This window comes from Pseudoalteromonas sp. SANK 73390 (assembly GCF_054966645.1).
On the sequence record NZ_ARPN01000200.1, the window covers coordinates 13,116 to 37,681 of the forward strand.

23 protein-coding genes are annotated in these 24,566 nt (G+C 40.8%); 19 read left to right on the forward strand and 4 right to left on the reverse strand.

Annotated features, from left to right (window positions below):
• The first annotated feature begins 42 nt into the window (after positions 1-42).
• The 7 genes from SANK73390_RS21750 to asnB all read left to right on the forward strand — a co-directional run bounded on the left by SANK73390_RS21750 (position 43) and on the right by asnB (position 7,785).
• Complete coding sequence (locus tag SANK73390_RS21750) at positions 43-1,557, forward strand: leucyl aminopeptidase (RefSeq protein ID WP_462768389.1); 1,515 nt, start codon at positions 43-45, stop codon at positions 1,555-1,557.
• A 109-nt stretch (positions 1,558-1,666) separates the two neighbouring features.
• The gene (pxpB, locus tag SANK73390_RS21755) at positions 1,667-2,323 is read left to right on the forward strand and encodes a 5-oxoprolinase subunit PxpB (protein WP_261593566.1); all 657 of its coding nucleotides are present in this window, start codon (positions 1,667-1,669) and stop codon (positions 2,321-2,323) included.
• Positions 2,317-3,240: a 5-oxoprolinase subunit C family protein gene (locus SANK73390_RS21760; protein ID WP_462768390.1), complete on the forward strand. Its 924-nt coding sequence runs from the start codon at positions 2,317-2,319 to the stop codon at positions 3,238-3,240. Before pxpB ends, SANK73390_RS21760 begins: the two co-directional genes overlap by 7 nt.
• 10 nt (positions 3,241-3,250) lie before the next feature.
• Positions 3,251-3,976 (forward strand): DUF969 domain-containing protein, encoded by a 726-nt coding sequence (locus SANK73390_RS21765; RefSeq protein ID WP_462768391.1) that lies wholly within the window; start codon positions 3,251-3,253, stop codon positions 3,974-3,976.
• Positions 3,973-4,992: a DUF979 domain-containing protein gene (locus SANK73390_RS21770; RefSeq protein ID WP_462768392.1), complete on the forward strand. Its 1,020-nt coding sequence runs from the start codon at positions 3,973-3,975 to the stop codon at positions 4,990-4,992. Before SANK73390_RS21765 ends, SANK73390_RS21770 begins: the two co-directional genes overlap by 4 nt.
• Positions 4,985-5,647 (forward strand): pyroglutamyl-peptidase I, encoded by a 663-nt coding sequence (pcp, locus tag SANK73390_RS21775; protein WP_462768393.1) that lies wholly within the window; start codon positions 4,985-4,987, stop codon positions 5,645-5,647. Before SANK73390_RS21770 ends, pcp begins: the two co-directional genes overlap by 8 nt.
• Before the next feature lie 473 nt (positions 5,648-6,120).
• Positions 6,121-7,785 (forward strand): asparagine synthase B, encoded by a 1,665-nt coding sequence (gene asnB / locus SANK73390_RS21780; protein WP_462768394.1) that lies wholly within the window; start codon positions 6,121-6,123, stop codon positions 7,783-7,785.
• Between the two features lie 160 nt (positions 7,786-7,945).
• Here the strand turns inward: asnB and pssA are convergent, their stop codons facing one another.
• Complete coding sequence (gene pssA / locus SANK73390_RS21785; RefSeq protein ID WP_462768395.1) at positions 7,946-9,271, reverse strand: CDP-diacylglycerol--serine O-phosphatidyltransferase; 1,326 nt, start codon at positions 9,269-9,271, stop codon at positions 7,946-7,948.
• 254 nt (positions 9,272-9,525) lie between these two features.
• On the opposite strand from pssA, the gene trxB reads away from it, so the two are divergent.
• The 4 genes from trxB (at position 9,526) to infA (ending at position 12,377) form a co-directional block, all read left to right on the forward strand.
• Positions 9,526-10,479 (forward strand): thioredoxin-disulfide reductase, encoded by a 954-nt coding sequence (trxB, locus tag SANK73390_RS21790; RefSeq protein WP_462768396.1) that lies wholly within the window; start codon positions 9,526-9,528, stop codon positions 10,477-10,479.
• Positions 10,480-10,571: 92 nt separating this feature from the next.
• Positions 10,572-11,288: a leucyl/phenylalanyl-tRNA--protein transferase gene (gene aat, locus SANK73390_RS21795; protein WP_462768397.1), complete on the forward strand. Its 717-nt coding sequence runs from the start codon at positions 10,572-10,574 to the stop codon at positions 11,286-11,288.
• Complete coding sequence (locus tag SANK73390_RS21800; protein ID WP_462768398.1) at positions 11,281-11,997, forward strand: arginyltransferase; 717 nt, start codon at positions 11,281-11,283, stop codon at positions 11,995-11,997. Before aat ends, SANK73390_RS21800 begins: the two co-directional genes overlap by 8 nt.
• Before the next feature lie 161 nt (positions 11,998-12,158).
• Positions 12,159-12,377, forward strand: a complete 219-nt coding sequence (infA, locus tag SANK73390_RS21805; protein WP_058029687.1) for a translation initiation factor IF-1 — start codon at positions 12,159-12,161, stop codon at positions 12,375-12,377.
• Positions 12,378-12,533: 156 nt separating this feature from the next.
• Here the strand turns inward: infA and clpA are convergent, their stop codons facing one another.
• Complete coding sequence (gene clpA, locus SANK73390_RS21810) at positions 12,534-14,798, reverse strand: ATP-dependent Clp protease ATP-binding subunit ClpA (protein WP_462768399.1); 2,265 nt, start codon at positions 14,796-14,798, stop codon at positions 12,534-12,536.
• Between the two features lie 29 nt (positions 14,799-14,827).
• Complete coding sequence (clpS, locus tag SANK73390_RS21815) at positions 14,828-15,145, reverse strand: ATP-dependent Clp protease adapter ClpS (protein WP_261593553.1); 318 nt, start codon at positions 15,143-15,145, stop codon at positions 14,828-14,830.
• Positions 15,146-15,352: 207 nt separating this feature from the next.
• On the opposite strand from clpS, the gene cspD reads away from it, so the two are divergent.
• The 8 genes from cspD (at position 15,353) to SANK73390_RS21855 (ending at position 24,033) form a co-directional block, all read left to right on the forward strand.
• Positions 15,353-15,571: a cold shock domain-containing protein CspD gene (cspD, locus tag SANK73390_RS21820; protein WP_261593552.1), complete on the forward strand. Its 219-nt coding sequence runs from the start codon at positions 15,353-15,355 to the stop codon at positions 15,569-15,571.
• 272 nt (positions 15,572-15,843) lie between these two features.
• Entirely contained in the window at positions 15,844-18,066 is a 2,223-nt protein-coding gene (locus tag SANK73390_RS21825; protein ID WP_462768400.1) for an NADP-dependent isocitrate dehydrogenase, read from the forward strand.
• A gap of 245 nt (positions 18,067-18,311) precedes the next feature.
• Positions 18,312-18,995 carry a pseudouridine synthase gene (locus tag SANK73390_RS21830; RefSeq protein WP_261593549.1) on the forward strand — a complete coding sequence of 228 codons (684 nt, stop codon included), beginning with the start codon at positions 18,312-18,314 and terminating at the stop codon, positions 18,993-18,995.
• A gap of 82 nt (positions 18,996-19,077) precedes the next feature.
• Positions 19,078-20,181, forward strand: a complete 1,104-nt coding sequence (gene mnmA, locus SANK73390_RS21835) for a tRNA 2-thiouridine(34) synthase MnmA (protein ID WP_315942715.1) — start codon at positions 19,078-19,080, stop codon at positions 20,179-20,181.
• Entirely contained in the window at positions 20,181-20,783 is a 603-nt protein-coding gene (gene hflD, locus SANK73390_RS21840) for a high frequency lysogenization protein HflD (protein ID WP_261593547.1), read from the forward strand. The genes mnmA and hflD overlap by 1 nt, the downstream gene beginning before the upstream one ends.
• A 36-nt stretch (positions 20,784-20,819) precedes the next feature.
• Positions 20,820-22,190 (forward strand): adenylosuccinate lyase, encoded by a 1,371-nt coding sequence (purB, locus tag SANK73390_RS21845; protein ID WP_462768401.1) that lies wholly within the window; start codon positions 20,820-20,822, stop codon positions 22,188-22,190.
• Positions 22,191-22,253: 63 nt separating this feature from the next.
• Positions 22,254-23,417 (forward strand): JmjC domain-containing protein, encoded by a 1,164-nt coding sequence (locus tag SANK73390_RS21850; protein ID WP_462768402.1) that lies wholly within the window; start codon positions 22,254-22,256, stop codon positions 23,415-23,417.
• Between the two features lie 157 nt (positions 23,418-23,574).
• The gene (locus tag SANK73390_RS21855) at positions 23,575-24,033 is read left to right on the forward strand and encodes a GNAT family N-acetyltransferase (protein ID WP_261593543.1); all 459 of its coding nucleotides are present in this window, start codon (positions 23,575-23,577) and stop codon (positions 24,031-24,033) included.
• Here the strand turns inward: SANK73390_RS21855 and SANK73390_RS21860 are convergent.
• Positions 24,017-24,448 (reverse strand): DUF4826 family protein, encoded by a 432-nt coding sequence (locus tag SANK73390_RS21860; protein ID WP_261593542.1) that lies wholly within the window; start codon positions 24,446-24,448, stop codon positions 24,017-24,019. The two genes, SANK73390_RS21855 and SANK73390_RS21860, sit on opposite strands and share 17 nt — an antisense overlap.
• Positions 24,449-24,566: the final 118 nt, after the last annotated feature.

Below are 24,566 nucleotides of genomic sequence, written 5' to 3' on the forward strand. Positions count from 1 at the left end.
CTACGGTTAAAATAGCCGTAAAATGTAACATAAGGCTTATTAATGAAATTACTAACTAAGATCAGTGCGATGACATTTGCACTAGCCAGTATTAGTAGCGCTCAAGCAACCAATATTGAATTTACTTCTAAGCTCTCTGCAGGTGATACGTTAGTGCTATTTAATAACACTGACCGTAAAAGTCATTTTAAGTTTTTAGATAAAGACACACAAAAACAGCTCAGCAAAGCACTCACTAGTGCCAACTTTAAGGCTGAATACGGCAAAAGCGTTGAATTGCTTGCCCCTGTTGATAGTGACTATGAGCGTATTGTGCTCGTTGGCTTAGGAAAAGAAAACGAATTAACTAATGCTAAAATCGCTAAGCTTGGCGGTAATATACATGCACAGCTTAAAGAACAAAATGCAAACCAAATAGTATTGGCCTTTGAGCATGTATCAGGACAGGTAAACAATAGTGAGCTGGCCGCACAATTTGCTCATGGTGCCAGTCTTCGTGACCATAGTTTTGATGTTTACAAAAAACAACAAGACAAAACCACATTAAACTACCGTATTGATGTCGCAGACAGTAAAGCCAGTAAGCAACTTTACCAGCAACTTGCAAACGTTCAGCAAGGCGTGTTTTTGGCGCGAGATCTCACCTCTGAAACGGGTAGCGAAATGACCCCGGTAGATTTTGCCCTTGCAGCAAAATCACTTGAACAGTATGGCGTTAAAGTAACGATTTTAGAGCCTAAGCAACTCAAAGAGCTTGGCATGGGCGCACTTGAGGGGGTTGGTCGTGGCAGCGATGAAGGCGCACGTTTAGTTATAGCCCATTACCAAGGTAATGACGATACCCCAATTGCTCTGGTTGGCAAAGGTATCACTTTTGACTCCGGTGGTTATAGCATTAAAACGGGTGACTCTATTGCGCGTATGAAATCTGATATGGCCGGCGCTGCTGCGGTGCTTGGTACTGTCAAAGCAATGGCTTTAAACAAAGCAAACCTCAATGTTGTGGCCGTCATGGGGATGGCTGCAAACATGGTATCAGAAACAGCTATCGCGCCCGGCGATGTACTTCGCACTGCAGAAGGACTAAGCGTCGAAGTGCTTAATACCGATGCCGAAGGACGTTTAGTGCTTAGTGACGCAATGTGGTACGCACGGACTTATTTTAAACCTGAGATCATGGTTGATGTGGCTACTTTAACAGGCTCTAAAATTCGTGCCGTAGGTAATCGTTACAGCGCTATTTTCTCTGAAGATGAGCAACTAATCCAAGAGCTGACCCTCGCAGGGAAGCAAGTAAATGAACCGGTATGGCGCCTACCACTTGGTTACAAAGACATGCTTAAATCAGACATTGCTGACATTGCCAATGTAGGTTCTAGTGGGCCTGGGGCGACTACAGCGGCCTCTTTTTTACAGCACTTTGCGGGGGATACTCGCTGGGTCCACCTTGATATTGCAGGCAATGCTTTAGCCAGTAAACCTTCAGGGGAAGTTCCCACTGGTGGCACAGGGTATGGTGTACGTCTATTAAGTGAATGGTTGTTGTCAAACAATTAACTCTTAGCAAATAAAAAAGCCATCTGTGCATGGCTTTTTTATTACACTTGCATCACTCCCCTAAGTGTTAGCTATACTAAAGACAAATATAATAAAAAAGAAAACAAGCATGTTAGAAGCACATAGCTACTTACTTGGTGAAAATGCAATTGTTATTGCGCTAAACACCGACAAACCATCTCCTAGCGAGCAAAGACGTTTATTTGCTTTAACCATTAGCCTTCAACATAGCAGCGCATTTATTGATATTGTACCTGCTAAAGCATCTGTCACAGCTTACCTAGCCGAGCCGACTCAATATAATTACTGGCTAAAAAAAGCGATGCTACTTTGGGAAGAAAGCGAGGAAGTCGCTTTTGACGTAAAAACGCATCATATTGAAGCCATATATGGTGGTAAAGATGGGCCTGATTTAGAAGATGTCGCTTTACGGTTAAATATGTCAGCAAAACAGGTTGTTCATATGCATAGCGAGTATACTTATCAAGTTGAGTTTCTTGGCTTTTTACCCGGATTTGCATACCTAGGTTCACTCCCTGAGCATTTGCAATTACCTCGAAAAGTAACGCCTCGAAAGCAAGTTCCAAAGGGCTCTGTTGCAATAGCTGAAGACTTAAGTGCCATTTACCCAAGCTCCTCACCCGGTGGCTGGCATTTACTGGCGCGCTGCAACAATACTTTGTTTGACCCAACACTCACCCCTCCTAGTTTATTTGCACCAGGTGACAAAGTTAAATTTATACCGCACAAGGAAGGGTTATGCTAAGAGTCATCAAAAGTGGTGTACTAGCCAGCTTTCAAGATATTGGTCGGTTTGGATATAGACATTATGGCGTGTGTCGCAGCGGGGCGCTTGACCCTTTTGCAGCCTGCCTTGCAAATATGCTACTTGACAACCCACCTCACCTTGGTGTTATTGAAGTAACAATTGGCCTTTGTGAGTTTGAGTTTACACAACCTTGCAATTTTGCTTTAACAGGCGCTTGCTTAAAGGCAAAGTTAGCTGATAAAGCAGTCTACCCAGGGTGGCGATATCATGCCAATAAGGGTGATACACTGTCTTTTGCCACAAGTGCTCATGCGCAACGTGCTTATCTAAGCGTACAAGGCGGCTTTGAACTTGACCCAGTGCTTTCGTCTTATGCCACCGACTTACAAGCAAGCTTTGGTGGTTTACAAGGCAGAGCGCTGCAAGCAGGTGACCTACTTCATTTTGCAAATGCAACGAACAAACTCGCACCGTTGGGTGTAAAGCAACCAGAATATAAAAAACAGGTACGAGTACTTAAAGGTCCGCATTGTGATAAGCTGCCTCAAGGCGCGTTTGAGCGCTTTATCAATAACCATTGGCGTGTTAGTGAAGCCAGCAACCGTATGGGCTGCAGACTTAGCAGTGACAACCCACTTGCACATGATGTATCCGTTGCTACACAAGCTGTTCACCCAGGTGTTATACAAGTACCGCCAAGTGGAGAGCCGATTGTGTTGCTCAATGATTGTCAAACAACGGGCGGCTACCCTATCTTAGCAACGGTTATTGATGCTGACTTAAGAATGTTTAGCCAACTAGGTGCGAATCAACACTGCAATTTTGTAGAGTGTGACCTTGCACATGCACGTAAAGCCAGTGATAAATTAAGCGCACATTTAGCCCAATTTACTTTGGCAAAAAATAATAACTAGAGTAACCCTTATGAATGAATTAAACCTATTACCCTTAATAGGTATTGTGATCGTCGTATTTGGCTTTGCACTGAGGTTTAACCCTCTGTTAGTGGTGTGTGTTGCAGGCTTAGTAACAGGATGGACTGTAGGACTTGAATTTTTAACCTTAATTGAAACCTTTGGTGAAAAGTTTATGAACTCTCGCCAATTAGCCAGTTTTTTGTTGATTTTACCCGTTATCGCACTATTAGAGCGCTATGGTTTGCAGCAACGAGCGCAATCTTGGGTGGCAAGCATAAAATCAGCAACCACAGCACGTATTTTAAGTCTATATTTTATTGTCAGAGAATGCTCCGCAGCACTTGGATTATTGAGTCTTGCAGGCCAAGCGCAAACTGTACGACCATTACTTGCGCCAATGGCACTAGGTGCTGCCACCAACTTACATGGCGAATTACCTAAACCGGTTAAAGATATGATTAGTGCCCATGCTGCGGCATGCGATAATATTGCTGTATTTTTTGGTGAAGATATTTTTATTGCTTTTGGTGCTGTTTTACTTATGGACGCATTTTTGAAAGAAAATGGCATTGATGGCATTGAACCTTTGCACATTGGCTTATGGGCCATACCAACAGCCATCGCCGCGTTGATAGTACATTTATTTAGGCTTGCTCGATTAGAAGCTAAAATAAGTCATGAAATAGCTAAACATACTAATAAATCAACTATATTGAATGCGGGGTTATCATGAGCGCCCCTGTTACCTCAACAATGCAGGCACCTGCAATTATCTCAATCAACAATATCTATTTACTCATCGGGTTTGTTGTGATGTTTTTGGTCGTAAAAACCATACAAGACCCAGCCCACCCTAAAAAATGGACTACCGCCCTATTTTGGTTTTTGTTTGGTAATGTATTTTTATTTGGCGACCTATCTATCAAGTTGTTTGGTGAACCAATAACTTACCAATGGGTTGGTATCAGTGTACTGGCGATTGCACTGCTTGCAGGGTTAGGAAAAGTGTCGATGGGCAGTTATTACGTTCCGACCAATGAAGAGCTTAATGGCAGTGCTAAGCGCCTCCATAATAAGCTATTCATACCAGCGGTGCTTATCCCCATCGTTACTGTTTTGTGTACCCTGTTACTAAGCCAGATTAATATTGCTGATATTTACTTGTTTGATCAACGCCATGTAACATTGGCCGCACTCACTTTAGCGTGTGGTTTAGCCCTCATCGTTGGTTGGAAAATAACATCGGGTTCGCCACTGCAAGCATTAGCTGAATCCCGCCGATTAGTCGACTCCATTGGATGGGCTGCAATATTACCGCAAATGCTCGCCATGCTTGGCGGCGTATTTATTATTTCTCAAACGGGCACTGCCATTGAGGGTCTAGTTAAATTATTTGTCTCACCAGATAACCGCTTTATGCTGGTTGTTATATATTGTACTGGAATGGCATTATTTACCATGGTTATGGGTAACGCATTCGCAGCTTTCCCAGTGATGACAGCTGGTATTGCAATGCCATTTTTAATACAAGGACATGGCGCTTCACCTGCGCCATTGGTGGCAATTGGGATGTATTCTGGCTACTGCGGTACACTAATGACACCGATGGCTGCAAATTTTAATATTGTCCCTGCAGCCTTACTTGATCTCAAAGACAAATACCAAGTGATAAAGGTTCAGATCCCAACGGCGCTAACCTTACTCGCTATCAATATATTGCTTATGTATGGAGTCATCTTTAATGACTAAAGCACAAAAACCCAGTATTTTACTCACCGGTTTCGCCCCCTTTGGTGGTGAGTCTATTAACCCATCATGGCAAGCCGTATCTGTGCTTGAAGGTGAGCACATTGGTGGTTGTATTATTCACACTAAAGAACTCTCATGTGAATTTGATACGTCATTACGAGAGCTGCATCAAGCGATTGATAAATATGCACCGCAGTTAGTTTTGTGTGTAGGCCAAGCGGGCGGTAGAGCTGATATATCAATTGAACGTGTTGCCATTAATGTTAATGACGCACGAATAGCAGACAATGCAGGTAAACAACCCATTGATACTCAAGTAATTGCTGGGGCGCCCAGTGCCTATTTTACTAACTTATCAATTAAACGTATTTTGATGGCACTGCAACAAGCTGAACTCCCTGCATCTATCTCTAATAGCGCAGGCACTTACGTATGTAATCATGTGATGTACGGATTAATGCATATGATCAATCAACATGATACGCATATTAAAGGCGGCTTTATTCATATTCCGTACTTACCTTCACAAGCACTACATCACCCAAATGCACCAAGTATGAGCCTAGATATGGTGCTAAGTGCATTAAAAGTTATTATTACGAGCGCGATACAAAATAAAGAAGACATAAAGGTTGCAGCAGGCACAACCCATTAATACCAAAGCCACCATATATCTTATAGACCACATAATTGGTCTATAAGATACAACCACAAAATCGCACCAAAATAGTGCGCAGTCTTTTTAAAAAACCACTTTTAAATGACTGAATATCGCTCACCTGATTCATATTTTACTCACCACACACATATTCGCACCAAAATAGTGCAAGCAAGTGAAAAAGCGCACCTTTTTAGAGCGTACTGCTACTTAAATAAATTAATTTAATTGTGTGACTTCGTAAGGTAATTCTGATAAATCTATGACTTAAGCCATGCGCTAAAAAGGTGTAAATTTCATGATAATTTACTTTTTAGCAAGGTTTACATCAAAAGAATTAGGTTAAGCAACTTTTAATAGATTAAGTCATTACGACTAATAAATTTCGATGTTAAACCAAAGCTTTTATATAAACAGTTTAGAGTAATGGCAAACCATAACAATAAACCAACACAGGAATGAGGTAATTTATGTGTTCAATTTTTGGCGTATTGGAGCTTAAATCCGATCCCACAGAACTTCGCTCTCAAGCGATAGAAATGTCAAAGTTATTGCGCCACCGAGGACCTGATTGGTCTGGAGTATATGCATCAGATAAAGCAATTTTGGTGCATGAGCGCCTTGCAATCGTTGGTGTATCAAGCGGCGCACAGCCACTTTATAATCCACAGAAAACACATATTCTTGCTGTTAACGGTGAAATTTATAATCATAAAGAGCTGGCTGAAAACCTAACAACAGAGTTTGAATTTCAAACTGAATCTGATTGTGAAGTCATTCTTGCTCTTTATAAGCAAAAAGGCCCGGAGTTCTTAGATGATCTAAATGGTATTTTTGCATTTTGTTTGTATGATGAAGAACAAGATGCCTATCTCATTGGCCGAGATCACATTGGTATTATTCCTTTATATACTGGCCGTGACCAGTTTGGAAATTTTTACGTTGCCAGTGAAATGAAAGCACTAACACCCATTTGTACGCAAATTGAAGAGTTTCCTCCCGGCCACTATTTATACTCTAAAGAAGGCAGCATTCGCCCTTACTATCAGCGTGATTGGCAAGATTACACTGCGGTGAAAGACAATCCAGCCAGCGCAGAAGAAATAAAAGACGCTTTAGAAGCTGCTGTAAAACGACAGCTTATGTGTGATGTTCCTTACGGCGTTTTATTATCAGGGGGTTTAGATTCGTCGGTTATTTCTGCAATAACACAAAAGTTTGCAGCCAAACGAATTGAAGATAATGATACTTCGGATGCGTGGTGGCCAAAACTTCACTCTTTCTCAATAGGCTTAGAAGGCTCGCCTGATCTTGCCGCAGCACAAAAAGTCGCTGATGAAATTGGCACCATACACCACCCCATCCACTTCACTGAACAGCAAGGTATTGATGCGCTCAAAGAAGTGGTTTACCACCTAGAAACCTATGATGTAACGACTATACGTGCATCAACGCCAATGTACCTAATGTCACGTCAAATAAAAGCCATGGGCATAAAAATGGTACTCTCTGGTGAAGGTGCAGATGAACTATTTGGTGGCTATTTATATTTCCATAAAGCGCCAAATGCACAGGAGTTTCACGAAGAGCTTAATCGCAAAGTCTCTAAACTACATATGTTTGATTGTTTGCGTGCAAATAAATCGATGGCGGCTTGGGGTGTTGAAGCACGTGTACCATTCTTGGACAAAGAATTTGTTGACGTTGCCATGCGTACCAACCCAGAACAAAAAATGTGTAACAATGGCAAAATAGAAAAGCATATTTTACGCGAAGCATTTGATGGCTATTTACCAAATGACGTGTTGTGGCGTCAAAAAGAGCAGTTCTCTGATGGTGTTGGCTACAGCTGGATTGACTCTTTAAAAACCCATGTTGATACACTAGTATCAGATCAAGAATTAGAAAATGCGCAATATCGCTTTCCTATTAATACCCCTGATAGCAAAGAAGCATACTTCTATCGACAGATTTTTACCGAGCACTTCCCTGGCGATGCTGCAGCAAATTGCGTACCCCATGGTAAGTCTGTGGCCTGTTCAACACCACAAGCACTGGCATGGGATGCATCATTTCAAAATAATGCTGACCCTTCTGGTCGTGCTGCAAATGTGCATAATGATGCTTACAAATAAAAACTTAACGACTAGAAGCAGTTTATTAATACATCGATCATGTTTGGGAGTTAATAAGCCATTTATCTGTCGCAATATCTAATTATTTAATACCAATGGCATTAAATAACAAAACCCCAGCACTTGCTGGGGTTTTGTTATTTAAAAGTATGTGCAAATATTAAATAAAACGTTTAATTATAAAGTCAACTTTTACGCGCTTTGCTTGGCCCAAAAGCTTTTTCACCGGAAGCGGATAGTCTTCAAGTGTTTCAACATCTTCTGGCCCTGTAAGTAAACGGCAGTTGGCTAAAATAGCCCGTTTTTCTCGTTCAATTTCGTGCAAAATTTGCTTATTTGGATCTTCAATTAAAATGCCATTTTCAATATCTAACCCCCATGCACGTGGATTAAGATTATGTCCACTTAGTAAGTGAGTATGACCATCCTTACAAATGCCTTTCAAATGAAAAGAATTACTGCCTTCTTTCCATAAGTACACTTTAAGGTGCCCAGATTTAATAAAACGCTGCTGTGATTTTAGAAACTTTCTCAAAATTGTTTCATATAAATAGGGTAATGCCCCTATTTTACTAAATGGTTGGCTTGGACAGATATAAAAATCATTCGCTGTTTTATCCCCAACTATGATTGTTACTTGCTGGCCTTGCTTTAAAAGCCGACGCAAAGAACGTAACAATGGAGCAGGAAAATTAAAGTAAGGTGTATAAAGCACTAACTCTTGTTCTGTTGTATCGAACAAGCTTTTTATTAAACGATTGAGCTTATTTGTACGCCTACCAAAGCCCAAAAACGCACGAATATTTAAGCCGTCATTACAATCTGCGCCATTAGACATGTATTTTGCTTTTTTAAGACTGCGCATTAACTGCTTTTGGGCGACCTTGATATCAATAAACTTCGGTAAAGGCCTTTTGTCTAATCTCGCAACTGCATCCGAGCTTAGTAAATGCTCATCCGTAAATAGGCAAAAGCTGTCTGCAAGATGCGCTTGTTTAATAACAAAATACCTGTCGAGTCGATATTTGTCTTCATAATGCAAATAAACGTTGTTTAAACTTGCACCGCTATAAAGCACTGTGTCATCAATCACAAAACCTTTAAGGTGCAAAACACCAAACAGCTCTTTCGCTTTTACTGGCACCCCAAACACTTTTACATTGCTGTTTGTGGCCGTCAGTGCATCACAATATAACTTCGCGTTACCTTCGGACTTTTCTTCACCAATTAAGCCCCGCTGTGCACGATGAAAATCAACCAGTACATTCACATCAAGTGACGGGTTCGCCAGTGATGCTTGATGTAACGCATTGAGTACTTCTGTACCTGCCGCATCATTTTGAAGATATAATGTCGTAATATAAATTCGCTTCTTAGCTTGGCGTATCAAGCTAAGAAGTTCATCATGATACTGCTTTGCATCCGTTAAAATTTGGATGTTATCCGCAGCTAATGCAAATCCAGGTGTATCCTGCCAAAATGCCATAAATACCTATTCGTTAGAGGTTATTCTTCATTGAATAACGAAACAAAATTACTAAGAACATACCAAAAAAAAGCGTCTTGGTCATGCAATAGCGTCAGTTTCATGATTGATGGACGAAATAACCATCAAGTACACTATTTTTGACAACTATACGATTTAAGAAAAAATGAAATTTATGTTTTATTTTACATCTTGCTTGAATTGCATAGAATCGTCCTCATTGATCCTTAGTATATAAATTTTAGGAATATTTCATGAGTGATGTTAAACACTGCAAACTGCTAATTTTAGGTTCAGGACCAGCTGGTTATACCGCAGCAGTCTATGCCGCGCGCGCTAATTTAAACCCAGTATTGATTACAGGCATGCAACAAGGTGGCCAACTAACCACAACCACAGAAGTTGAAAACTGGCCAGGAGATGCGCATGGTTTAACAGGTCCTGCACTTATGGACCGCATGAAAGAACATGCTGAGCGCTTTGAAACGGAAATTATTTTTGACCACATCAATAAAGTTGATGTTACCAAACGTCCGTTTACACTCAGTGGTGACCAAGGTACATACACCTGTGACGCTTTAATCATTGCAACTGGTGCATCGGCTAAATATTTGGGCTTGGAGTCAGAAACTGCATTTCAAGGCCGTGGTGTTTCAGCCTGTGCAACGTGCGATGGCTTTTTCTATAAAGGTCAAAAAGTAGCCGTAGTTGGTGGTGGCAACACCGCTGTAGAAGAAGCACTTTATCTTTCAAATATTGCAGAAGAAGTACACGTTATTCACCGTCGTGAAACCTTCAGAAGTGAAAAGATACTCTCTGACAGACTGTTTGAAAAAGCAAAAAGTGGCAATGTAGTTATGCATTTAAACCGTACACTCGATGAAGTGTTAGGTGATGAAATGGGTGTAACTGGCATTCGAATTAAAGAAACTGAGTCTGATAATACTGAACAATTAGACCTAGCTGGGGTGTTCATTGCAATTGGTCATAAACCTAACACCGATATGTTTGTTGACCAATTAGAAATGAAAGACGGCTATTTAGTCATCCAGTCAGGTCTAAATGGTAATGCAACACAAACCAGCGTTGAAGGTGTGTTCGCAGCAGGTGATGTATCTGATCACATATATCGTCAAGCGATTACATCTGCAGGTACTGGCTGTATGGCAGCATTAGACGCAGAACGATTTTTAGATAACCTAAAATAACTGGTTATTAAAAAATGGGAGTTTATACTCCCATTTTCTTTCAGCAGTTTTTTGCGCTATGTTACACAGACCATGAGCCCAAATACCCTTGTATGACTCAACAACTATTTCACCTTAACAGCAACGACAATCAGTTCCCTCCATGTGAATATGCATTAAAAGACCCTGATGGGCTACTAGCCGTTGGCGGTTGCTTAAGTGTACCCAGACTTAAAAATGCTTACGCACGCGGTATATTTCCTTGGTTTAATGAACATGAACCCATCATGTGGTGGTCACCCAGTGAGCGTGGCATTATCGAACTTAGGGAGTTTTATGCTAATCGAACCCTCAAAAAAGTATGCCGACAGCTCAATCCAACAGTTACGGTGAATAACGCGTTTGCACAAGTTATAGCCGCCTGTCGTCAACAGCGTATCAATAACGAAGGCACATGGATTAACAACGATATGTTAATTGCCTATCAGCAAGCGCACCAGCAAGGCATAGCGCACAGCATCGAAATATGGCACGACGATGTATTAGTTGGAGGATTATATGGGGTTATGCAATCAGGTGTTTTCTGTGGAGAGTCTATGTTCTTTCATAAGCCCAATGCGTCAAAACTCGCCATGTGGGCACTTGTAAACTGGCTAAAACGACATAATGCCTATTTTATAGATTGCCAATTAGAAAATCCATATTTAACAAGTTTAGGTGCAAAAGTTATATCGAGAGAGGAATTTTTGACTAGACTTAAAATAGCAGCGCAATTTAGTGTGCCAAAAACAATGTGGCTTGCTCAAACATTGGATGACATTTATGACTGAACATTTTCCTTCTAAAATTGGTTTAAGTCAGCAGTTTAGTTGTAGCTATTTACCTCAACAACAAGAGCAGTTACTGGTTATTTTAGACCCTAGCTGTTATACCCCAACGCGTTTTGAAGGCTTATTAGCATTAGGCTTTAGACGCAGTGGCGATCAAATTTACCGCCCCCACTGCCCTAAATGTAGCGCCTGCCAGTCAATGAGGATCCCTTCCAAACGTTTTATTCCATCAAAGTCACAAAAGCGTAAGTTTAAAAAAGTCACTAATGAGTTTTCATTCACGGTAAGTCATAAAGAACGAGACAATTATTATCCTTTGTACGAAAAATACATTTCATTACGACATAATGATGGCACGATGTTCCCACCTAACCGGCTACAATATGAAAGCTTTTTGTTTTGCCAATGGTTACCCATCACGTTCATTGAACTGTGGCATCTAGATAAATTGATTGCCGTTGCGGTGACTGATACGATGCCCAATTCGCTCTCAGCCATCTATACTTTTTTCGACCCAGATTATGACAGCTACAGCTTAGGGAACGTCATGATTGTGGCGCAAATAGAACACGCCAATAAGCTAAACAAAGAGTTTGTGTATTTAGGTTATCAAATTGATAGCTGCAAAAAGATGCGTTATAAAGCGCAATTTTTACCTGCGCAACGATTTATTAATGATGCTTGGATTGAGTACGTTAATAAAAATTAACTAAAAATTAGATCAGTTTTGTCGTTTCAAAGCGGCTTTATTTACTGATCTGAGCTATTTGGCCAATTAAATAACAAATTTTTGACCCTTACCTTTACTTATCGTCTACTTTTGGGCAAAATCTGCAGCGTTTAATTATTCAAAGAGGTGTTACGCTACACATGGCGAAAGAAGACGTAATTGAAATGCAAGGCACAGTCCTTGATACTTTACCAAATACAATGTTCCGCGTTGAACTAGAAAATGGCCACGTGGTGGTTGCTCATATCTCAGGTAAAATGCGCAAAAACTACATCCGTATTCTTACTGGTGACAAAGTAACGGTAGAAATGACGCCGTACGACTTGACCAAAGGACGCATTGTCTTCCGCGCTCGTTAATCGAATGGTGTAGAACCTTCTAAAAAGGTTGTGCTTTGAAGTACTCTGTATATGTATAGTTTTGTACTTTAAAGAAGCGCTTCGGTATAAAGCCAGCGTTAAACAAAAAGCCTAGCAAATGCTAGGCTTTTTGATATCTATGCTCAATATATTGGATTAAGCCGACACTAAGCTCGATTCATATCTAAAATCCAACTCTGCGGCTTTCACACCTATTTTAACATTACCACCATCACTTAACTTGCCAAATAAGATTTCGTTCGCTAGAGGCTTCTTAAGCTTGTCTTGAATGACTCTCGCCATAGGCCTTGCACCCATCGCTTTATCATAGCCAAGTTCGCCTAACCACTCTCTTGCTGCAGATGTCAGCTCTAAACTCACAGACTTCTTATCAAGTTGCGCTTGTAACTCGACAACAAATTTATCAACTACCTGTAAAATAACTTCTTTATCAAGGTGATTAAACCAAATGATGTTGTCTAAGCGGTTTCTAAATTCAGGGGTAAATACTTTATTTATTTCAACCATTGCATCATGGGAATGGTCTTGCTCTTGGAAACCAATTGATTTACGGATAGTTTCCTGCACACCGGCATTGGTAGTCATCACAACAACAATATTTCTAAAATCTGCTTTGCGGCCATTATTATCCGTTAACGTGCCGTGGTCCATAACCTGCAACAAAATGTTGTAAATGTCAGGATGTGCTTTTTCAATTTCATCCATTAACACAACCGCATGTGGATGTTTGATAGCGGCCTCGGTTAATAAACCACCCTGCTCAAAACCGACATACCCGGGAGGCGCACCAATAAGGCGACTCACAGCGTGTCGTTCTGAGTACTCAGACATATCAAAACGAATAAACTCTACACCCATACATTTGGCCAACTGCTTAGTAACCTCAGTTTTACCAACTCCCGTAGGCCCAGCAAATAAGAATGAACCAATTGGTTTATCTTCATTGGCAAGCCCCGAGCGTGACAGTCGTATTGCAGAAGTGAGTGCGTCTATTGACTGGTCTTGACCAAACACTAACATATTCAAATTACGATCTAAGTTTTTCAATGTTTCTTTATCGCTATTAGAGACACTTTGCTGAGGGATACGCGCAATTTTTGACACAATCATTTCAATATCTGAAACACCAATGGTTTTTTTGCGTCGTGACACTGGCTGTAAGCGTTGGCTTGCGCCCGCTTCATCAATCACATCAATTGCTTTATCTGGCAAATGACGTTCATTGATATACTTGGCACTGAGTTCTGCTGCAGCACGCAGCGCTTTTTGTGTATAACGGATACCATGATGCTCTTCATAACGCTCTTTGAGGCCATAAAGAATTTTAGTTGTATCAGCCACACTTGGCTCGACCACGTCAATCTTTTGAAAGCGACGTACCAGTGCTCTGTCTTTCTCAAAGATGTTTTTAAACTCGGTATAAGTTGTTGAGCCCATGCAACGAAGCTGACCACTAGAAAGTAATGGTTTTATCAAATTAGACGCATCCATCACTCCCCCCGACGCCGCACCAGCCCCGATAATTGTGTGTATTTCGTCAATAAATAAAATTGCATGAGGTTTAGCCTGCAACTCCTTGAGTAATGCTTTAAACCGCTTTTCAAAATCCCCCCGATACTTAGTGCCTGCTAACAGCGCTCCCATATCAAGTGAATAGACAACGGCATCTTCAATTACTTCAGGTACTTGCTTATTAATAATCCGATACGCAAGGCCTTCAGCAATGGCAGTTTTACCTACTCCGGCTTCACCTACCAGTAAAGGGTTATTTTTCTTACGCCGACACAGTACTTGAACAGTTCGCTCAACTTCATCATCACGGCCAACTAATGGGTCAACTTGTCCAGCTTGCGCCAGTGTATTTAAGTTAGTCGTGAAATTCTCTAGCTTCGATTTATCTTCAGTTTGAACTTCACTAGATTCGTCGTTTATATCTTCATGATCATCATGTTCAGAGTCATCATCAACCTTAGATATGCCGTGAGATATAAAATTCACAATATCTAAGCGACTAATATCACTCTTTTTCAAAAGATAAACTGCTTGGCTCTCTTGCTCTGAAAAAATAGCGACGAGTACATTTACACCTGTAACTTCACTTCGTCCTGATGATTGAACATGAAACACCGCACGTTGTAATACACGCTGAAAACCAAGCGTGGGTTGAGTTTCTCTATCCTCCTCCAAATCTGGAATCACTGGGGTTGTCTCATCAATGAACTCTGACAATTCCCGTTTCAAATTTTCAATATCAACCCCGCAGGCGCCCAACGCCTCTCCTGCTGATGGGTTATCGATTAGCGCCAATAACAAATGCTCGACTGTCATGAACTCATGGCGACGCGTACGCGCCTCGCGAAAAGCGGCGTTTAAGGTAACTTCTAGATCTTTATTTAGCATTGGCAACCCCCAAACGAGAATTAAAAAGGTTATTCTTGCTCACAACTACACAGCAACGGATGCTCATTGTCGCGAGCGTAACGATTGACCTGCTCAGCCTTGGTGTGGGCAATATCTGCAGGATATATACCACATATAGCTTTTCCCTCATGATGCACTTTCAGCATCACTTCAGTTGCTCTTTCGCTATCCATATTAAAAAATGTCATTAAAATTTCGATTACAAATTCCATAGGCGTGTAATCGTCGTTGTTCAAAATGACCTTGTACTTACGCGGCGGGCTCAGCTTTTGCTTTGCACTTTCACGTACCGTGTCTATAACACCTGAATCTTTCGTCCCATTCATAATAAATATAGTCTTGTCTTGGTAACTCAAGCAAACTTGAATTATAAAATAAATAAAATGTTAAAAAATACGTTAAAAAACTTGACTGACTGCTCATATAAACTACAGTCGTTTATAGATTGCTCAATTCAATGAGCTTTGAGCAGTCTAGCAAATTATAAAGTTTAGATTAACTAAATTAGTCAACTTATAGAAGGATGTAGAAGTATGGCTTGCGGAAAAGTCAAGTGGTTCAACAATGCCAAAGGGTTTGGTTTCATCGTGGAAGACGGCAGTGAGGAAGATATCTTTGCCCATTACTCAACGATTGTAATGGATGGATACAAAACGCTTAAAGCTGGTCAGGATGTAACATTCGAGCTACAAGAAGGCCCCAAAGGCCTTCATGCTACTAACATCGCCCCTCGCGATGTAGAGATGGCATAATTGTAGTTTTGGCTATCGGAAGCGGGTTGCATTTGTTGCTCGCTTCATATTTCTTATAATTTTTATTCTCCTCCCTTTAAAATTTCTAATTAGCCCTCACTAATAATGCTTGATACAATAACGCCTGTTACCAAGAGGTAGGTTAAATATTTTTATTTACTGAAAAAGTAAAAATATCTAACAAACTTGCTATAACCTGTTGCCATAAGGCAACATAGCATTCCCTTTGCATTGTTGAATGGCTTAAGTAGCCACAAAATCTAGGAATGATGATGACATCAAAAATTATTTATACCAAAACAGATGAAGCGCCGGCGCTAGCCACATATTCATTGCTTCCAATAATTCAAGCATATACGAATGCCGCAGGCGTAGAAGTTGAAACCCGTGATATTTCGTTGGCCGGTCGTATCCTTGCTAACTTTCCTGAGTTTCTAACGCAAGAACAAAGAATTAGCGATGCATTGGCTGAATTAGGTGAACTTGCAAAAACACCTGAAGCAAACATCATCAAGTTGCCAAACATTAGTGCCTCTGTTCCTCAGTTACGTGCAACAGTTAAAGAACTACAAGAAAAAGGCTATGCACTGCCTGATTACCCTGCTGAACCTAAAGATGAAAAAGAAGCTGCAATTAAAGCGACTTATGACAAAATTAAAGGGAGTGCGGTAAACCCTGTATTACGTGAAGGTAACTCAGACAGGCGCGCACCTGCTTCAGTAAAAGCTTATGCTCGTAAAAACCCTCATTCAATGGGTGCTTGGTCTGCTGACTCGCAGTCATACGTTGCCAGCATGACCGATGGTGACTTTTTTGGTTCTGAACAGTCAACCACCGTTAAACAAGCCACTGATGTTCGCATCGAGCATGTTGCACAAAACGGTGACGTAACAGTTTTAAAAGCCAGTACACCTTTATTGGCTGGTGAAATAATTGATGCATCTCGTATGAGTGTATCTGCGTTACAAGACTTTTTGGCCGCTGAAATTGCATCTGCAAAAGATAAAGGTGTTCTTTTTTCATTGCATATGAAAGCAACCATGATGAAAGTGTCTGATCCAATCATCTTTGGCCACGCTGTAAAAGTGTTTTACAAAGACGTATTTACAAAACACGCTGCTCTGTTTGAAGAGCTAAGCGTTGACGTAAATAATGGTTTAGGTGATGTTTATGCAAAAATCCAACAGCTAGATGATGCAAAACGCCAAGAAGTAGAAGCTGATATTGCAGCTGTTTATGAGTCAAGCCCAAGCATTGCGATGGTAGATTCTGACCGTGGTATCACCAACCTTCATGTACCAAGTGACGTTATCATTGATGCATCAATGCCTGCAGCAATACGTACCAGTGGCCAAATGTGGAATTCAGAAGGCAAACAACAAGATACAAGTTTTGTTATTCCTGATCGTTGTTACTCTGGTGTTTATCAAGCAACAATAGACTTCTGTAAGAAAAACGGTGCATTCGACCCACGTACAATGGGTACGATCCCTAACGTCGGCCTAATGGCACAAAAAGCAGAAGAATATGGTTCACATGACAAAACTTTTGAAGCACCTTCAGCAGGTATAATTCGCGTTGTAGACAGCAGCGATGATGTGTTACTTCAACACAACGTTGAGCAAGGTGATATCTGGCGCATGTGTCAGGTTAAGGATGCACCAATAAAAGATTGGGTGAAACTGGCCGTTAACCGCGCTCGCGCAACAGGTGTACCAGCAGTATTTTGGTTAGACGAAACTCGCGCTCACGATGCTCAACTTATCAGCAAAGTTAAAGCATACCTGCCAGAGCACGATGTTGAAGGCCTTGAGCTACTCATCAAAGCACCAATTGAAGCAACACAATATTCATTAGCTCGTATGAAAGATGGGCAAGATACTATTTCAGTAACTGGTAACGTATTACGTGATTACCTCACTGATTTATTCCCAATTCTTGAGCTTGGTACAAGCGCTAAAATGTTATCTATTGTTCCTCTTATGAATGGTGGTGGCCTGTTTGAAACTGGTGCTGGCGGTTCTGCGCCTAAGCACGTACAACAGTTTGAAAAGGAAAACCACTTGCGTTGGGATTCTCTAGGTGAATTCTTAGCGTTAGCTGCATCACTTGAGCATTTAAGCCAAGTTGCTGGTAACGCTAAAGCGCAGGTGCTAGCAGACACACTTGACCAAGCGACAGGTAAATTCCTTGACGAAAATAAATCGCCATCTCGTAAAGTGAATGAGCTTGATAACCGTGGCAGCCACTTCTATTTATCACTTTACTGGGCTCAAGCGTTAGCAGCGCAAACTGCAGACACACAACTACAATCGCAATTTACTGAAATTGCAGGTAGTTTAGCAGCGCAAGAACAAACCATTGTTGATGAACTAAACAGTGCTCAAGGTAACTCAGTGGACGTAGGCGGTTATTTCCAACCTAACGACGACCTAGCGTTTGCTGCTATGCGCCCAAGCAACACGTTTAATCAAATTTTGTCAAAACTTGTATAAGCTTTACATATAATTTTAAGCCTGCTTTGCAGGCTTTTTACTTTTTAAGATATGTTTAAGCAAATGACTCGCCTTGTAAAGTCATTCCGCTATGGCTTATCGGCAAATTAAAAATGCTTCTGCCATATTCTTTACCTTTTTTGCACACCCACTTTCATGTAATTCTTCCCCCTTGGTTAATAGTACCTCATCATTTTATAAGCTCTTTAAAAGAGCTACAAAGCTTTGTGGTTTTAGATGCTGCAATGTTACAATTAATATCGTTGTGGTTACCCGGTGAAAATATGAACAAGCCCAATTCAAAAGCAGCTAAAATAAATAAGGCTAACCGCCTACATAACAATAAACTCTCAAGAAACCGCCCCGTAAAACGTTCGCTCCCACCTGAACAAGTCAAAATAGTACTATTTAATAAACCTTTTGATGTCTTATGCCAATTTACCGATGACAGTAATCGAGCCACTCTTGCTGATTATATTAAAGAAAAACAGGTGTATGCAGCCGGTCGCCTAGATAGAGACAGTGAAGGACTTTTACTGTTAACTAATTGTGGAAAATTACAAAATCAACTGACCGACCCCAATAAAAAAACTACAAAAACTTATTGGGTGCAAGTAGAAGGTGCGCCTTCAGAAAGTGCAATCCAAGCACTGTGCAATGGCGTTGAACTCAAAGACGGGTTAACTCGCCCAGCCAAAGTTGAAATTATTCCAGAACCAGATATTTGGCCAAGAACCCCTCCTATCCGAGAACGTGCAAATATACCAACAACCTGGCTTAGTATCAGTATTAGTGAGGGAAAAAATCGCCAAGTGAGAAGAATGACAGCCCATGTTGGCCACCCAACCCTTAGATTGATCAGAGCCAAAATTGGCAAATATACACTTGATGGCCTAAAAAATGGTGAATATAAAATACTAACCATGTAATGACAGCCATATCAGCTTTTAGCAACCCGCTTTTGCGTGCTATAATCACGGCCTTTGAAAATCAGGTAAATTTACAGCAAATATTATGAGCGATAATAGTCACATTAAAGTCATCGTGGGCATGTCCGGCGGTGTAGATTCTTCAGTTTCAGCTTACTTACTTAAACAGCAAGGCTATCAGGTCGAAGGCTTGTTTATGAAAAACTGGGAAGAAGACGACAATGATGAATATTGCGCTGCTGCTGAAGATCTCAAAGATGCGCAAGCTGTATGCGATAAGCTCGGCATTGAACTTCATACCGTAAACTTTGCAGCTGAGTATTGGGACAACGTTTTTGAATATTTTCTAGCCGAGTATAAAGCTGGACGTACACCAAATCCTGATATCATGTGTAACAAAGAAATTAAGTTTAAAGCATTTTTAGAATTTGCAGCACAAGCACTAGGCGCTGACTACATTGCGACTGGTCACTATGTTCATCGACAAGAACGTGATGGAAAATTTGTAATGTGCCGAGGCCTTGACGATAACAAAGACCAAAGCTATTTCCTGTATACATTAAGCCATGAGCATATTGGGCAAACCCTATTCCCTGTCGGTAATATCGAAAAACCTGAAGTTCGACGCATTGCTGAAGAACAAGACTTAATTACCCATGACAAAAAAGACAGCACCGGTATTTGCTTTATTGGTGAACGTAAATTTAAAGACTTTTTACAAAAGTTTTTGCCTGCACAACCAGGTACGATTGAAGACACTGAAGGTAACGAAGTCGGTGAACACGAAGGGCTTATGTATCATACGCTCGGTCAACGCAAAGGTTTACTCATTGGCGGCATGAAAGAAGGCAATGGTGAACCTTGGTATGTGGTTGATAAAGATATCGAACGTAACGTGCTTATTGTAGGCCAAGGTAAAGATCACCCTCGCCTGTTCAGCAATGGTTTAAATGCCAACCAGTTACACTGGGTAGATCGTATTGGTCCCAAAGGCACCACACGCTGCACAGTAAAAACCCGCTATCGTCAAACCGATATATCATGTACTTTACTTGTAGGTGAAGATGGTATGGCACGAGTATTATTTGACGAGCCACAAAAAGCTGTCACACCAGGTCAATCTGCAGTTTTCTACGCTGAAGATGTTTGTTTAGGTGGTGGCATAATAGACTCGGTGATTAAGTAATGGCTGCAAATTATGTAATGCCCCTAGCGGCAATGTGTCAAATTACTAAACTTGTACAAAAAACAGCAAAATATGGCCAGTTTAATGAACGGGAAGTTGAGAGCTTTTTGCAAAGTATTGTTAACTTAAATCCTGAACAACCTGAGGATGTTTATAGTGACAGCTTCGCTTTAAAATCAGGCTATCGGACTTTGCTTTCACAACTCACACCGCAAGGTGATAAAGACGTAGAAATGGTCAAATATGTAGGCAGCATCATGCAATTAGAGCGCGCCTTATCAAATAATCCAAAAGCGCTCAGTGAACTTGCGAAGCGCTTAAAGGACGTTGAACGCCAATTACAACACTTTGAAATTTGTGACACGACTATTCTTGCGGCTTTAGCGGACATTTACAGCGAAGTTGTCAGCCCGCTTGGACAAAAGATCCAAGTATTTGGTGAACCAGACTTGCTAAAGCAAACTGCAACGCAACAAAAAATTAGGGCATTACTACTTGCGGGTATTCGTAGTGCTGTGCTTTGGCGTCAATTAGGTGGTAAACGCCGTCAGTTTTTCTTTGGTAAAAAGAAAATTATCGCCGAAGCACAAAGACAAGTTTAAAAATATCGTTCAAAACCAATTAGTTTAGGAGAAATTATGGAGCTTTCAGCGTTAACCGCTATCTCTCCAGTGGATGGTCGCTACGGTAGTAAAACTACCGAACTGCGTGGCATCTTTAGTGAGTTTGGCTTAATTAAGTACCGCGTTACCGTGGAAGTACGTTGGTTACAAGCACTTGCCAAAGCTCAAGGCATTGCTGAAGTACCTGCATTTAGTGATGAGGCAAATGCATTGTTAGACAGCATCGTCGATAACTTTAGCGAAGCAGATGCTGCACGAGTGAAAGACATCGAGCGTACTACAAACCATGACGTAAAAGCGGTTGAATACCTTTTAAAAGAAAAGGTTGCCCCAAATGCCGAACTAAACGCCATCAATGAGTTTATTCACTTTGCATGTACTTCTGAAGATATTAATAACTTATCTCATGGTCTAATGTTAAGTGAAGCTCGGGACCAAGTATTACTCCCTTACTGTGATGAACTACTTGCCGCTATCAAAGCCAAAGCAATTGAGTATCGTTCAATTGCTATGATGACCCGTACCCACGGTCAACCCGCTTCTCCATCAACGATGGGTAAAGAGTTTGCGAATGTATATGTTCGCTTGCAACGCCAACGTCAACAAATAGCACAAGTAGATATTTTAGGTAAAATTAATGGTGCAGTAGGTAACTACAATGCACACCTAAGCGCTTACCCAGACTATGATTGGCACACCCACGCAGAAGAATTTGTTACCAGTCTTGGCTTAACATGGAATGCATTTACTACACAAATTGAGCCGCACGACTACATTGCTGAACTATTTGACGCAATTGCTCGTTTCAATACTATTTTACTTGATTTTGATCGTGACGTTTGGGGTTACATAGCACTGAGCCACTTCAAACAAAAAACAGTTGCAGGTGAAATCGGTTCATCAACGATGCCACACAAAGTGAACCCAATTGACTTTGAAAACTCTGAAGGTAACTTAGGCATCGCCAATGCTATCTTTGCACATTTGGCACAAAAGCTACCTGTATCTCGTTGGCAACGTGACTTAACTGACTCAACGGTATTACGCAATTTAGGTGTGGGTATGGGCTATGCCCTGATTGCATACCAATCTACACTCAAAGGTGTAAGCAAGCTTGAAGTGAATGCTGATAAGTTACTAGAAGAGCTAGACCAAAACTGGGAACTACTAGCTGAACCAATTCAAACTGTTATGCGCAAATATGGTATTGAAAAACCATATGAAAAACTCAAAGAGCTAACCCGTGGTAAGCGAGTGAACCAAACTATCATGGCTGAATTTATTGATGGTTTAGAGCTTCCTAATGAAGTAAAAGCGCAAATGAAGCAAATGACGCCAGCAAATTACATTGGCCGAGCGGAAGCTTTTATTGACGAACTAACGTAACTTAGAATTAAATTAAACTATAAAGCGAAAGAAACTTCTTTCGCTTTTTTTATGGAAAAAATTATGTATCAGTTGAGCATTAACAATCTAACAATCGAGCAATTTTTATCGCAGTATTGGCAAAAAAAACCATTGCTAATCAAATCTGGTTTTGCAAATTTTGTCGACCCTATCGAACCCGAAGAATTGGCAGGGCTCGCAATGGAAGAGAGTATTGAATCTCGGCTGATCACCAATCACAATAACGATTGGCAAGCACATCATGGCCCGTTTGAAGATTTCAGCCTTTTAACCGAGCAGAACAGCACCCTACTCGTTCAAGCTGTTGATCATTGGCACCCCAAAGCTGCCACACTATTAACACCATTTCGTTTTGTACCTAACTGGCGAATTGATGACTTAATGATTAGTTTTTCAACTCCTGGTGGGGGTGTTGGCCCACATCTAGATCAATATGATGTATTCATCATACAGGGCAAGGGAAAAAGACACTGGCGTGTTGGTATGCCTGATCCCAACTTAAAGCAGTTTGCCCAAAATAAATCGCTGCTTCAGGTTGAGCAATTTGATGCCATAATTGATGCTGTACTGGAAAGTGGTGACATCTTGTATATTCCGCCAGGCTGTCCGCACGAAGGTTATGCGGTTGAAAATGCACTGAACTATTCAGTAGGTTTTAGAGCCCCTGACCAAAAAGACCTTATTTCTAGTTTTGCAGATTATTTAATTGATAATGAGCTTGGTAACACACGTTACAGTGATGCTAATTTAATCAAGTCTGATTCAGTGGGTATGATCAGTGACAATGAGGTAGAGAACATTCATCAACTAATGCAACAAGCATTTGCTGACAAGCACACATTCAAGCACTGGCTTGGTACAATGATAAGCCAACCAAAGCATGATATGGATCTCGCACCTCTAGATGAGCCGCTTAATTATGAAGAACTGATCGATTACTTAGCATCATCGGATTTTATTTATCGTGCCGGCGGTGTTCGCAGTGTCTATCAAGTTCATGGTGAATCTGTATTACTTAGCGTAAACGCGCAGACGTATACTTTACCTATTACCGCGCTGTCGAGCATTCAGCTGTTAACTGACAAAACTGAGTTTACGGTCTTGCAAATTAAAGAAGCGCTAAATTGTGTGGTATTTATGAAAACTTTAGCTAAACTGATTAGTGAGGGAACATATTATTTACAAGAAGGCGATGAGTTTGAGTAACTAAGTTATTAGCATTCAAACTGTGACCGTTGCCAAGTTACTTTAGGTTTGTTTTATTATCAGGCTAACTTTTATCTTGCTAATAAATCTACGCAACATTATGCACTTAAAGGCTTGGTAACCTGCGCAAATACGCTAAGTATTAGGTGGAGGAATCATGAGTTACCATGTTGACAAGGTCAGTTGGCTTCAAAAAAAAGCGCAATTAAAAAAAATTCGTGAACGTGTATTCGTCTATGAGCTACATATTCCTAAGGAAGTTGAGTTTGACGCATTAGATGCAAAGTCTGATCATGTTATTATATGTAATGATGATGAAGAACCTGTTGGAACAGGTAGGCTTAGCCCAGACGGGTTGATTAGTCGTATTGCAGTCATTCAATCACATAGAAATCGCGATGTTTATGCTTCTCTGCTTAATTACTTGGTATTACTTGCCAGTGACAAAGGCTTAGACAATATCTATGTCAATTGTATTTTAGATGAAGTGCCCAATTTTGTTGATAATGGCTTCTTAAAACAAGGTTGTGTTTTTATGGAAGCAGGGATCCCAAGACAAAAGTTGAGATGCCCTATCTCCGCATTCAAAACTGAACCATTTACGATGCTTCATTAACCCAAAGTTCGTCTTTGTCGGCAATTTCGTAAAGACCATGTGCCCTATTTACAAGCAAATTCGCAAATTTCGCTTGGGTTTCGTCCTGCACGCCTGCTGCAACTATTTCATCAGCTCTCATCTGCCAACGGTATGAAAAGCTCTTTATGGCTTCTCGAGCTGTTGCTGCGGCACTTGTTTCCATATGATCTGTAGGCAAACGCCCTGTTACTACCCAATACGTTTTTCCCGTTTGAGCTTTAATCTTCCAAATTGCACACAGCGGCGCTAAAAACCGGCTTTCTTTATCAAATACAGTACTTGGTATAATGCCTTTCTCTGCTAGATGCTTTTGAGCACTTTGAAAGCACTCTCTTTGCCATTGCTTTTCTAATTCTTCGCGCTGTTGTGGCGTTAATTGTTGTTGTTCGCTCATATTTAACTTCTTTATTAAGCTTTCTTGATGCCAGTAATGTAAGGGTTTGCTTCCATCCTTGCAAGCCCTTAACACAAAACTGTTAATATTAACCTGCATACAATAACTAACAAATTAT